Below are 12,681 nucleotides of genomic sequence, written 5' to 3'. Positions count from 1 at the left end.
GCCGAGGCCGAGGCCCGCGCCCAGGTCTGCCTGGAGCGGGCCCGCGCCGCCGACGAGGACCGCCGCGCCGCCCAGCGCGCCGCCGACGACGCCCGGCGCACCGCCCGCGCGCTGCGCGCCGAGCGCTCCGAGATCGCGGGCGCCCCCGACGACGTACCCGAGTCCGAGGGCGGGGACGGCACGGACGCGCCGAAGGCGTCGCTGCCGGACCTCCGCGAGGCCTACCGCGCCGCCTCCCAGGTGTACGAGAAGGTCGGCGTGGGCGCCGACCTGCGCGCCGAGCAGGCCCGCGCGGAGAGCGACGAGAGCGCGGCCCGCGCGGAGCTGGACCGGCTCAGCAACAAGGTCCGCACCCGGGCCGCCCAGCTCCTGGAGTCGCCCGACGGCTCCGACGGGCCCTCCCGGCAGGCCGCCGCCGCCCGCGCCGAGGAACTGGTGCAGCTCCTGGAGACCCGCATGTCCAGCGCGAGCGAACAGCTCGGCCGGCTGCGCGGCGAGGCGGAGCGGCACGCGCCCGAGGACGGCGCCGCCCACACCGAACTCCCCGAGGACCTGGTCCCGGCCGACGCCGAGCACGCCCAGACCCTGCTGCGCACGGCCACCGCCGAACTCGCCTCCCGCACCGAGGCGCTGACCCAGGCCCGCGACGCCCACGCCGAACTGCTCGACGCGCACCGCGCCGCCGAGGACGCGGCCGGCGGCTTCGACGAGACCGCCGCGATGCTCCGCGACCTGCTGCGCGAGCACACGCCGGACGAGGAGCAGGAGGAGCCCGAGCCCTACCCGGGCGGCCTGGACGAGGCCCGGCAGTCCGCCGCCGAGGCCCGCCGGTCCCTGCGCGGCTGCGCCGCCGACCTGTCCGCCGCCGAGGCGGCCGTCCGCGAGACGAGCGACGTCCTCGTCCGGCACGCCAACTCCACGCGCTACGAGCAGGTCCGCACCCCGGCACGGCAGCAGATCCGCGAACTGCCCGCCGCCGCGCTGCCCGAGCACGCCGCCAAGTGGGCGGACGCCTTCGCGCCCCGGCTCCGCGTCCTCACCGACGAACTGGCCCAGCTGGAACGCAACCGGGACTCGATCGTGGACCGGCTGCGCGGCCTGGTCGAGTCCGCGCTCGCCACGCTCCGTTCCGCCCAGCGGCTCTCCCGGCTGCCGGAAGGCCTCGGCGAGTGGTCCGGGCAGGAGTTCCTGCGGATCCGCTTCGAGGAGCCCGACCAGGCCACCCTCACCGAGCGGCTCGGCGAGGTCGTCGACGAGGCGACCAGGGCGGCCGTGAGGAAGAACTCCGACCTGCGCCGCGACGGCATGTCCCTGCTGCTGCGCGGCGTCGCCGCCGCACTCCACCCCAAGGGCGTCGCCGTCGAGATCCTCAAGCCCGACGCCGTCCTGCGCGCCGAGCGCGTCCCCGTCGGACAGATGGGCGACGTCTTCTCCGGCGGCCAGCTGCTCACCGCGGCCATCGCCCTCTACTGCACGATGGCCGCCCTGCGCAGCAACGACCGGGGCCACGACCGGCACCGGCACGCCGGCACCCTGTTCCTCGACAACCCCATCGGCCGCGCCAACGCCACCTACCTGCTGGAGCTTCAGCGGGCCGTGTCCGACGCGCTCGGCGTGCAGCTCCTGTACACCACCGGCCTGTTCGACACGACCGCGCTGGCCGAGTTCCCGCTGGTCATCCGGCTGCGCAACGACGCCGACCTGAGGGCCGGACTGAAGTACATCAGCGTCGAGGAACACCTGCGGCCGGGGCTGCCCCAGCAGGCCCCGGCCGGGGAGGGGGACGCCGTGCACAGCGAGATCACGGCTACCCGGATGTACCGACGGCCCGCCCCCGACCGGTCACCGGCCTAGGACGCCGACACGGCCCGGCGGTGCCCGTCAACGAGAGGGCGCCGCAGGGCCGTCGTCCCCGAGCCGCCGGAAGAGCCACTCGTGGAAGATCCCGATGTGGTGCTCGTTCGGCACCAGCACCCCGCCCGCGCGGTAGGCCCGGGACGACATCGCCGGCTGGGTCCGCTCGCAGGCTTCGAAGTCCTGCGCGTTGACCCGGTGGAACAGTTCCACCGACTTCGACAGGTCCGCGTCGGACGCCACCACCTCGGGCGCGTACAGCCAGTCGCACTCGACGACCGTGCGGTCCTCGGCCAGCGGGAACATGCGGTGCAGGATCACGTGGTCGGGCACGAGGTTGACGAAGACGGTGGGCTTCACCGTGATCGCGTAGTAGCGGCGGTCCTGGTCCTCCGCCACGTCGGGCAGCCGGCCGAAGCCCTCGCTGCCGTCGACGGTGAAGCCCCGGACGTCCTCGCCGAACGCGGCGCCGTGGCCCACGTAGTACTGGGCCGCGTAGCCCTCGGCGAACTCCGGGAGGACCTCGGAGAGTTCGGGGTGGATCGTGGCGCAGTGGTAGCACTCCATGAAGTTCTCGACGATCAGCTTCCAGTTCGCCTTCACGTCGTAGGTGATGCGCCGGCCGAGGGCCAGGGCCTCGGTCCCGTAGTGGTCGACGGCGGCCGGGTCGCCGAGCCGCTCGACGGCGGCGCCCCGCACGGTCTCCTCGAAGGAGGGCGGTTCGTCGGCCAGGCACACCCAGGCGTAGCCGAGCCATTCGCGCAGGGCCACCTCCACCAGCCCGTACGCGGCCCGGTCGACGTCCGGCATGCTGGTCAGGTTGGGTGCGGCGATCAGTCTGCCGTCCAGGTCGTAGGTCCAGGCGTGGTACGGGCACTGGAGGGTGCGGCGCACCTCGCCGGACTCCGCCAGGCAGATCCGGGCGCCGCGATGCCGGCAGATGTTGAGGAAGGCGCGCAGCGCGCCCCTGCGGTTGCGGGTGACGAGGACGTTCTCGCGGCCGACCTGGACGGTGCGGAAGGCGCCGGGACGGTCGAGGTCGGCGCTGCGCACGGCGCAGAACCACAGGGCCTCCAGGACGTGTTGCTGTTCCTGGCGGAAGATGTCCGGATCGGTGTAGTAACGGCCCGGCAGCGTCGCCACCAGGCTGGGCGCCTCGGGTCGGTGAGCCGGGGAAACGGGTGTCGACGTCACGTGCGTCTCCTGTGTCGCGGGTCCGGCGGGCGAGGCGAGGGCGGGGCGTCCGCGGCCGGTGTCTAGCGGCGGATGCGGGTCGTCTCCGGGTCGAACAGCGGCTCGTCGGCGACGGTGGCGGGCACCTTCTCGCCGAAGTACTCGACGTGCACACCGGTGCCGCTGGGCAGGCCGGCCGGCAGCCAGGCGTACGCGACGCAGCGGCCGAGCGTGTAGCCGTACGAGGCGCTGGTGACGTGGCCGGCGGGGGCGCCGTCGACGTACACCGGTTCCTTGCCGAGGACCACGGCGGCGGGGTCGTCCAGGAGGAGGGGCGTGAGGCGCCGGGTGGGTTCGCCCGCGTTCTCCAGCGCGGCCCTCCCGGTGAAGTCCCCCTTGTCCATGCGGACGGCGAACCCGAGGCCGGCCTCGAACGGGTTGTGCTCGCCGGTCATGTCGACGCCCCAGGCCCGGTACCCCTTCTCCAGGCGCAGCGAGTTGAACGCGGAACGGCCGGCCGCGACGACGCCGAGCTCCCGCCCGGCCTCCCACAGCGTGTCCCAGAGCCGTAGTCCCAGGTCGGCGGTGGTGTACAGCTCCCAGCCCAGCTCGCCCACGTACGACAGGCGCATGGCCGTGACGGGGACGTGGCCGACGTAAGTCTGCCTGGCGCGGAAGTAGCCGAAGGCCCCGTGCGAGAAGTCGTCGGGGGTCAGGGGCTGGACGAGGTCGCGGGCGAGCGGGCCCCAGACGCCGACGCAGCAGGTGCCGGCGGTGATGTCCCGGACGTGCACGTCGTCGGGCGCGTGGCGCAGCAGCCGGTCGAGGTCGGCGGGGGAGTTGGCGCCCACCTGGAAACGGTCGGGGGCGAGACGGGCCACGGTGAGGTCGGAGAGGATGCCGCCGGCCTCGTCGAGGAGGAGCGTGTAGGTGACCGCGCCGGGCTTCTTGCGGAGGTTGTTGGTGGTCATCCGGTCCAGGAAGTCGAGGGCGCCGGGGCCGGTGACCTCCAGGCGGCGCAGCGGGGTCATGTCGTACAGGGCGGCCCTCTCGCGGGTCGCCCGGGCCTCCGCAGCCGCGATCGGGGACCAGTACCGGGCCGACCAGGCGTCGCGTTCGGGCAGGTCGAGGCCGGTGGCGAGGCCGGCGTTCGCCTCGTACCAGTGCGGCCGCTCCCAGCCTCCGCCTTCGAGGAAGCAGGCGCCGAGCTGTTCCTGACGGGCGTGGAAGGGGCTGACCCGCAGGGGGCGTGGCCGCTCCATCGGCTGTAGCGGATGGACGACGTCGTACACCTCGACGAACTGCTGTGAACCGCGCTCACGGACGTACGCCGGTGAACGCTGCGCTTCCTCGAACCGCGTGAGCTCGCACTCGTGCACGTCGAGGGACGGCCGGCCGTCGACCATCCATTCGGCGACCGCCTTGGCGACACCGGCGGAGTGCGTGACCCACACGGCCTCGGCCAGCCAGAAGCCCCGCAGGTCGCGGGACTCGCCGAGAACGGGCATGCCGTCGGGGGTGAAGGAGAAGACGCCGTTGAACCCCTGGTCGATCTCGCACTCGCGCAGGGCGGGGATCAGCCGCCGGCAGTCCTCCCAACTGGGGGCCCAGTCCTCCGGGGTGAAGGGGAGGGAGGACGGCATGTCGAGGTCCCGGGCCCGGGCCTCGTCGTAGGGCGGGACGGCGAACGGGTCGACCGGCAGGGGCCGGTGGGCGTAGGAGCCGATGCCGATGCGGTCGGTGTGCTCGCGGAAGTAGAGGTCCCGGTCCTGGAAGCGGAGGATCGGCCGCGACGCCTCCGCCGTGGCACCGACGAGGCCGGGGAGCGGCCCGGTCTTCGCGTACTGGTGCGCGAGCGGCTGCAACGGTACGTCGACCCCGGCCATGCGGCCGATGACGGGGCCCCAGAATCCGGCGGCGGAGACGACGTGGTCGGCGGGGAAGGTGCCCCGGTCGGTGACGACGCCCGTGACGTGGCCACCGCGCCGTTCGATGCCGGTGACCGTGTGGCGGTCCAGGAAGCGGGCGCCCCGCGCGGTGGCCCGGTCCAGCTGCGCGCGGGACGCGAGGAGGGCTCGGGCGAGGCCGTCGTCGGGGGTGTGGAAGCCGCCGAGGACCACCGACTCGTCGATCAGCGGCCAGAGTTCCTTGCACCGGGCGGCGCTCACGACCTCGCCGCGCACGCCCCAGGACGCGGCGAGTCCGGCCCTGCGGTGCAGGTCGGCGAGGCGCTGCGGGGTGGTGGCCAGCTCCAGGCCGCCCACCGGGAGGAAACAGGGGACGCCGTCCGCCTCCAGGGCGCCGAACTTCTCGACGGTGTACCGGGCGAACGCCGTGAGGGTCTTCGAGGGGCTGGTCCGGAACACGAGGCCCGGCGCGTGCGACGTGGAACCACCGGGCGCGGGCAGCGGGCCCTGTTCGAGGACGGTGACGTCGGTCCAGCCGCGGGCGGTCAGCTCGTCGGCGAGCGAACAGCCGACGATGCCGGCGCCGATGACGACCACGCGGGGGGAACCGTGTACGGGGGTGCTGGACATGCCCCTCCTTACCGGGGTTCGTGAGCCGGAGCGGGGGTGAGTCGGAGCGAGGATGAGCCCGGGCGGGGTGAGCCAGGAGGCCGGATGCGCGCCCGCTGCCCCGTTGTTGCGCTTTACACGATGGGTTGCGCGATGAGGAACATAGTGGGAACGCGGTCGGCCGGACGTCAAGGGGGTGCGGCCCAACCCCTGGCGGTCGTGTCCGCCCGGCCCCGCCGGGGTCAGTCGCCGTATCCCATACGGCGGGACAGCTCGGCCCCCGCCGCCAGGGCGCGCTTCGCCAGCTCCGGCAGCCGCTCGGGGCTCAGCCGGTACACCGGGCCCGAGACGCTGATCGCCGCGATCACCTTGCCCTCGTGCGAACGGACGGGCGCGGCCACGGCGGCGAGGCCGATCTCCAGCTCCTCCTGCGTGATCGCGTACCCCTGCCGGGTCACCGTCTCCAGCTCGCCGCGCAGCGCCGCCGACCCGGTCAGGGTGCGCTCGGTGAACCGGTGCAGCGGGCGGGCCAGCAGGCCTTCGCGCAGGGTGGGCGGCAGATGGGCGAGCAGGACCTTGCCGCTGGCGGTGGCGTGCAGCGGCGTGCGCCGGCCGAGCCAGTTCTGCGCCGTGACCGAGGCGGTGCCGCGGGCCTGCATGATGTTGACCGCGGCGTCGTCGTCCAGGACGGCGATGTTCGACGTCTCCCCGAGTTCGTCGGCGAGTTCGCGGCAGATCGGAACGCCCTCCTGGGAGATGTCCAGACGCACGGCCGCCGCCCCCGCGAGGCGCAGGACGCCGGCACCCAGGTAGTACTTGCCGCGCTCCTTCTCCTGGGCCACCAGGCCGCGGTTCTCCAGGACGCCGAGCAGCCGGAACGCGGTGGACTTGTGCACGTCCAGCTCGTCGGCGATCTCGGTGACGCCCGCCTCGCCGTGGCGGGCGAGGATCTCCAGCACGCTCACCGCGCGGTCCACCGACTGGACCGAGGCCGCCGCGCCTCTGCCGCTCTGCTTTCCCGAGGGCACCGAGGGCACCGAAGGCGCCGAGCGCCCCGAGAGCACCGGTTCCGCCGCCTTCCCCCTCTGGTCGTCACCGTGCTCCTCGGACTGCTTCCGCGTGCGGGTCATGGCTCAACTCTCACCACCTGGCGGCCCCGTTCGGGCCGCATCTGCGGGAAACCCTTGACGTCACGGTCGCCCGCCCGGATTCTGTTGCGCACAGCGCTTGTCAGTGCGTCATGTGAAACATCATGTTACCGAAGAGTCCGGATCCCGGAAGGGGCGCGCGCCCCTGGCGGAACGCGCGATCCCGAGGGCGCGGATCCCCGTGAGAGCCCCGCGTTCCGGACCGAGAGGGGGGCCCATGATTCCCGTCTGCCGCCTCGAAGACCTCCCCGAGGGCGAGTCCGTCCGCCTCGCGACGACCCCGCCCATCGCGGTCTTCCGCACCGACGACGGCGAGCTCTACGCCATCGACGACACCTGCACCCATCAGGACGCCTCGCTCTCCGAGGGCTGGCTGGAGGGCTGCCTGGTCGAATGCCCGCTGCACGCCGCCTCGTTCGACCTCCGCACGGGCCTGCCGACCTGCCTGCCCGCCCGCCGCCCCGTGCGCACCCACCGCGTCAGCGTCGACGACGGCATGGTCCACGTCCACGTCGCCGCGGAGGAGGGGAGCGCCGCATGAGGACCGTGACGGTCGTCGGCGCCTCGCTGTCCGGCCTCTACGCCGCCCGGGAACTGCGCGCCCAGGGATTCGACGGACGGCTGGTGATCGTCGGCGACGAACCCCACCGCCCCTACGACCGGCCTCCCCTCTCCAAGGACTTCCTCACCGGCGCCGCTGACGAGGACCGGCTCGCCCTCACCGACGCCGAGGAGACAGCCGGACTGGACGCCGAGTGGCTGCTCGGCGTCCGTGCCCGCGGCCTCGACGCCCGCGCCCGTACCGTACTGCTCGGCGACGGCCGCACCGTGTCCACCGACGGCCTCGTCATCGCCACCGGCGCCTCCGCCCGGCGTCTGCCCGGCGAGGACCTGACCGGCGTCCACACGCTGCGCACCCTGGACGACGCCCGCGCGCTGCGCGAGGAACTCACCCGGGGCCCGCGCCGGGTCGTCGTCATCGGCGGCGGCTTCATCGGCGCCGAGACCGCCTCCTCCTGCGCCGCCCTCGGTCACGCCGTCACCGTCGTCGAGGCGGCCCCGCTCGCGCTCGTCCCCCAGCTCGGCACCGAGATGGCCGCCGTGTGCGCCGCGCTGCACCGCCGCGGCAGCGTGGACCTGGTCACCGGGACCTCCGTGGCCGCGCTGCACGGCACGGCCGCCGTCACCGCGGTGACTCTCTCGGACGGCCGCGCCCTCCCGGCGGACGTGGTGGTCGTCGGCATCGGCGCCACCCCCAACACCGGCTGGCTGGCGAGCTCCGCGCTGGCCCTGCACGACGGCGTCCTGTGCAACGACGGGTGCGTCACGGCCCTGCCCGAGGTGGTCGCGGTCGGCGACGTGGCCCGCGTCGGCGGCGTCCGAGCGGAGCACTGGACCTCCGCCACCGAACAGCCCCGGGCAGCCGTGGCGAACCTGCTCGCCGGACGCACCGTGGAGACAGTGAGGCCGGTGCCGTACTTCTGGTCCGACCAGTACGGCGCGCGCCTCCAGTTCGCCGGCCGGCGCCAGGAGGGCGACACCGTCCAGATCACCGAGGGCGGCATCACCGACGGGGCGCCCGCCGAGGGCGGCTTCCTCGCCCGTTACGAACGGGACGGCCGTACGACCGCGGTGCTGTCCGTGGACCGGCCACGCCCCTTCATGAGGGCCCGGCGCGAACTCGCCAGGGCAGCGGCCCCGGCGCAGCCCGCCGCGAGCTGAACGCGGCCACGAGACGGGCCCCTCGGCAGAGGCACCCTCGGCCGCTCAGGAATGCGACAGCTGCCCCGCGCCACCGCGCCGGCGTATCCGCTCCCGGGACCGCTCGGCGATCCGCGCCTGCCGCCGCGCCCGGCGCCGCTCCCGCCGCATGGCCCGCGCGGTGCTGCTCGGCGTCGACACCACGCCGTGCCGCTGATTCCAGACCTGGCGCGTCACCCACACGTCGAGCACGCCCCAGGTCGCCACCACCGTGCCGGCCACGCTGCCGATCACCATCGGGAAGGCCAGCCAGGAACCGGCCATCGTGCACAGGAAGGCCACCATCGCCAGGATCAGCGTCACGGCGACGACGAGCACCGCACGCACCGCGGCCGTACGCACCGGATCCGGCAGCCGGCGACTTCGTGCCGGCTCGTCCGTCCACAACTGCCGGTACACCGGCTGGGGTTCCCGCCGTCTGCCGTGCTGCGGCCCCTCAGCGGCGCGCCCGGGCGCCGGAATGTCGCGATCCGGTGCCCCGGGGCCCGATCCCGCCGCCGGTCCGGCCGTACCGGCGTCCCTCGGCGCCCTGCGCCGCTCCGCCGTGCCCATCACCATGTCACTCCCCACCGCCTACAGCCCGCTCCAGGTCCGAAGACCCGGCTCCCCTCTGGCTGCCCGGCTTGCGTCGCTTTACGCCGCCCGGAGGCGGGATGCGGCTCCTGTGGCCGATTCCGCCTCCCTCTCCCACGAAGAACGACGAACCACGACCGGCCAAGATTCCCGGAAATCCCCCGACAGCCGAAAAAATTCGGCCAACTCGCCCGCCATGCCGCGCAGGCACGTTTCCGCACCACCGTCGGAACCCGGGCGGCAATCTCCCGCAATGACCGGACAACTGACCATCCCGGGCCGCCGGTGCGGAAGTTCGCCTTCCGGACGGGTCTTCGAGTTACCTGTGCGTCAGTAGTAGGCTCGCGCCGTTTGTTGACGCACATATGTACCCCCTGCCGGTGGGGGTCCAGCTGGGGGAGTCCATGCGCTTTCGCGGGAAGTCGATCCGCCGGAAGATCGTGGCGCTGCTTCTCGTGCCGCTGGTGTCCCTGACGGGCATCTGGGCGTTCGCCACGGTGCTCACGGGACGCGAGGCGGGCCGGCTGTTCAACGTGTCCACCCTCGTAGAACAGGTCGGCTACCCCGTCGAGGACACCGTCCGCGTCCTCCAGCAGGAACGCCGCCAGACCCTGGTCTACCTCGCCGACCCACGCGCCTCCGACGGCCTGAGCGCCCTGCACCGCAGCCGCACCGCCACCGACGAGGCCGTCGCCGAGATCCGCGGCAACGCCGAGGACGCCGACGTGCGCGACGCGCTCGGCGCGGCCGAACAGGACCGCCTGACCGCCGTCCTGGACGCCTTCGACGGCATCGACGCCCTGCGCCGCAGCGTCGAGGACGGCACCGTCGACCGCGCCCAGGCACTCGGCCTCTACAACCGCCTGGTCGACCCCTGCCACGCCCTGCTCGCCAACCTCCACGTCGTCGACGACGTCGGCCTGGACAAGCAGTACCGCGCACTCGTCGACGTCGCCCGCGCCCGCGAACTGCTCTCCCGCGAGGACGCCCTGCTCGGCTCCGCCCTGGTCACCGGCAGGCTCACCCGGAGCGAGACACGGGACGTCTCGGACCTCGTGGCACAGCGCACCGTGCTCTACGAGAGCAACCTCCCGCTGCTGCCCGCCACGGAACGCGGCCGCTACGAGCGCTTCTGGAAGAACGCCTCCTCCGCCCCCCTGCGCGTCGCCGAGGAGGCCGCCGTCTCCACCGAGGACGGCCTGCCCCGCGGCGTCACCGCCAAGAGCTGGGACACCGCCGCCGGCAGCGTCCTCGACGAGCTCGGCGACCTCGACGACCAGGCCGCCGACCGCTACCAGGACCGCGTCCGGCCCGTCGCGATGAACGTCATCACCAAGGCGGTCGTCGCCGGCGCGCTCGGCCTGATCGCCGTGCTGTTCTCCCTCTTCCTGTCCGTCCGCGTCGGCCGCGCCCTCATCCGCGACCTCAGGCAACTGCGCCTGGAGGCCCACGAGGCGTCCGGCGTGCGCCTGCCCAGCGTGATGCGCCGCCTCTCGGCGGGCGAACAGGTCGACATCGAGACCGAGGTGCCCCGCCTGGAGTACGACAAGAACGAGATCGGCGAGGTCGGCCAGGCCCTCAACACCCTCCAGCGCGCCGCCGTGGAGGCCGCCGTCAAGCAGGCCGAGCTGCGCGCCGGGGTCTCCGAGGTGTTCGTCAACCTCGCCCGCCGCAGCCAGGTGCTCCTGCACAAGCAGCTCACCCTGCTCGACACCATGGAACGCCGCACCGAGGACACCGAGGAACTCGCCGACCTGTTCCGCCTGGACCACCTGACCACCCGCATGCGCCGGCACGCCGAGGGCCTGGTCATCCTCTCCGGCGCCGCACCGTCCCGGCAGTGGCGCAAGCCCGTCCAGCTCATGGACGTGGTGCGGGCCGCCGTCGCCGAGGTCGAGGACTACGAGCGCATCGAGGTCCGCCGGCTGCCCCGCGTCGCCGTCACCGGGCCGGCCGTCGCCGACCTCACCCACCTCGTGGCCGAACTCCTGGAGAACGCCACGGTGTTCTCGCCGCCGCACACCGCCGTGCAGGTGCTGGGCGAACGGGTCGCCAACGGCTTCACCCTGGAGATCCACGACCGCGGCCTCGGCATGGCGGCCGAAGCCCTCCTGGACGCCAACCTCCGGCTCGCCGAGACACCCGAGTTCGAGCTGTCCGACACCGACCGGCTCGGCCTGTTCGTCGTCAGCCGGCTCGCCCAGCGGCAGAACGTCCGGGTCTCCCTCCAGCCCTCCCCGTACGGCGGCACCACCGCCGTCGTCTTCGTCCCCGACGCGCTGCTCACCGACGACGCGCCCGACACCAACGGCGTCGGATTCCGCCTCGACCGGCCGCAGCGCGCCAAGGAGAAGGAGCGGGAGGAGAGCCGCCGTTCCGCCCTCGCCCACGTCCCCGTACGGCTCCCGGGCCGGCCGGCCCCGCTGCTGGACGGGCCGGTCGAACTGGAGGCGCCCGTCGACCTGGACGCCCTGGACGGCCTTCCCGGCGGGCTGGACGACCAGGACAGCGAGCGCGGCGGCCTCTTCCGCGCGCGGCGCTCCCTCGCCGCGGCGCAGGACGACCCGCTGATCCGCCGCGACGAGCGCCGGCGCCCGGACACCGACGGGCCGGAACGGTTCCCCGCGGCCGGCGAACGGCCCTCGGGCGGCGACCGGTCCGGCGGCCCGGCCCGTCCCGGCGGCCCGGAGCAGCCCGGTGCCGAGGACGACCCGAACGCCCCCGTCCCGCTGCCCCGCCGCCGGACGCCCAAGCTGGTCAGCTCGCACGGACGCCCCGTCCCCGAACGCGGCACCCGCGGTGCGGACGACACGCCCGGCACCGACGCGGGGAGCCGGACGGACCCGCGGGCGGAACACGGTGAGCCGCCCGCGCTGCCCTCCCGCCGCCGCCCGGACGCCCCCGCCGAGCGCCCCGCCCTCGGAGCCGGCCGTGAACCCGGCCAGGAGCCGGAGAACGAACCCGGTCCCGACACCGACCGCCCCGAGCCCGGCGCGCTGCCGACCCTCCCGTCCCGCCGCCGCGGCACCCCACCCACGCCCACCGCTCCGGACGCCCCCGGACAGACCGGCGAGGACGGCGCACTGCCCCGGCGCGTCCGGCAGGCCAACCTCGCCCCCCAGCTCAAGCGCAGCGCCGAACGGCCCCCCGAGGACCGGCCCGCCCCGGCCGACCGGGACGCCGAGGAAGTGCGCAGCCGCATGGCCTCGCTCCAGCGCGGCTGGCAGCGCGGCCGCAAGGAGAACGCCGCGGACGACACCGCTCCCGGCGACGCCCCGCGGACACCACGACCACAGACGCCACAAGCGTCGCAGGCACCACAAGCACCACACCGAACGACTAAGGGGGACGGTCGATGACCGCACCGAAGGCCACCGGCCACACCGACACCGGGTCCGGAGACCTCAACTGGCTCCTCGACGACCTGGTGGACCGCGTCGCGAGCATCCGCAAGGCCGTCGTCCTGTCCGGCGACGGTCTGGCGACCGGCGCATCCAAGGACCTGACCAGGGAGGACAGCGAGCACCTGGCGGCCGTGGCCTCCGGCTTCCACAGCCTCGCCAAGGGCGTCGGCCGCCACTTCGAGGCGGGCAGCGTCCGGCAGACCGTCGTCGAACTCGACGACGCCTTCCTGTTCGTCACGGCCGCGCGCGACG

General features: G+C 74.1%; 9 protein-coding genes. 5 read left to right on the top strand and 4 right to left on the bottom strand.

Translation table 11 applies throughout. The features are described 5' to 3' along the window. Positions 1 to 1,854, top strand: a 1,854-nt coding sequence (locus GTW67_RS33955) for a coiled-coil domain-containing protein (RefSeq protein WP_524539852.1), incomplete at its 5' end; no start/stop codon positions are given. A 27-nt stretch (positions 1,855 to 1,881) separates the two neighbouring features. On the opposite strand, the gene GTW67_RS33950 is transcribed toward GTW67_RS33955, so the two are convergent. The 3 genes from GTW67_RS33950 to GTW67_RS33940 all read right to left on the bottom strand — a co-directional run bounded on the left by GTW67_RS33950 (position 1,882) and on the right by GTW67_RS33940 (position 6,673). Continuing rightward, positions 1,882 to 3,048, bottom strand: a complete 1,167-nt coding sequence (locus GTW67_RS33950) for an SRPBCC family protein (protein WP_161168575.1) — start codon at positions 3,046 to 3,048, stop codon at positions 1,882 to 1,884. Positions 3,049 to 3,110: 62 nt separating this feature from the next. After that, complete coding sequence (locus tag GTW67_RS33945; RefSeq protein WP_161168574.1) at positions 3,111 to 5,564, bottom strand: GcvT family protein; 2,454 nt, start codon at positions 5,562 to 5,564, stop codon at positions 3,111 to 3,113. A 221-nt stretch (positions 5,565 to 5,785) separates the two neighbouring features. Beyond that, a complete protein-coding gene (locus GTW67_RS33940) occupies positions 5,786 to 6,673 on the bottom strand; it encodes an IclR family transcriptional regulator (RefSeq protein ID WP_237519166.1) in 888 nt (295 codons plus the stop codon). Positions 6,674 to 6,908: 235 nt separating this feature from the next. Between GTW67_RS33940 and GTW67_RS33935 the strand changes: the two genes are divergently transcribed. Next, positions 6,909 to 7,232 (top strand): bifunctional 3-phenylpropionate/cinnamic acid dioxygenase ferredoxin subunit, encoded by a 324-nt coding sequence (locus GTW67_RS33935; RefSeq protein ID WP_161168573.1) that lies wholly within the window; start codon positions 6,909 to 6,911, stop codon positions 7,230 to 7,232. Next, complete coding sequence (locus GTW67_RS33930) at positions 7,229 to 8,413, top strand: NAD(P)/FAD-dependent oxidoreductase (RefSeq protein WP_202438062.1); 1,185 nt, start codon at positions 7,229 to 7,231, stop codon at positions 8,411 to 8,413. The genes GTW67_RS33935 and GTW67_RS33930 overlap by 4 nt, the downstream gene beginning before the upstream one ends. A gap of 45 nt (positions 8,414 to 8,458) precedes the next feature. Here GTW67_RS33930 and GTW67_RS33925 read toward each other — a convergent pair whose 3' ends face one another. After that, positions 8,459 to 9,004 (bottom strand): hypothetical protein, encoded by a 546-nt coding sequence (locus GTW67_RS33925; RefSeq protein WP_524539853.1) that lies wholly within the window; start codon positions 9,002 to 9,004, stop codon positions 8,459 to 8,461. A gap of 425 nt (positions 9,005 to 9,429) precedes the next feature. Here GTW67_RS33925 and GTW67_RS33920 point away from each other — a divergent pair, with 425 nt between their 5' ends. Together GTW67_RS33920 and GTW67_RS33915 are read left to right on the top strand one after the other, a co-directional pair. Further along, positions 9,430 to 12,384, top strand: coding sequence for a sensor histidine kinase (locus GTW67_RS33920; RefSeq protein ID WP_161168571.1), 2,955 nt, complete (start codon positions 9,430 to 9,432; stop codon positions 12,382 to 12,384). Further along, the coding region (locus tag GTW67_RS33915) for a roadblock/LC7 domain-containing protein (RefSeq protein WP_161168570.1) at positions 12,381 to 12,681 on the top strand (301 nt) is incomplete at its 3' end. The genes GTW67_RS33920 and GTW67_RS33915, both read left to right, overlap by 4 nt.

Origin of the sequence: Streptomyces sp. SID5910 (assembly GCF_009862125.1) — a bacterium.
Classification (GTDB): Bacteria; Actinomycetota; Actinomycetes; order Streptomycetales; family Streptomycetaceae; genus Streptomyces.
The sequence above is the reverse complement of the archived record's forward strand: the minus strand, read 5'-3'. Positions and strand labels throughout refer to the sequence as shown.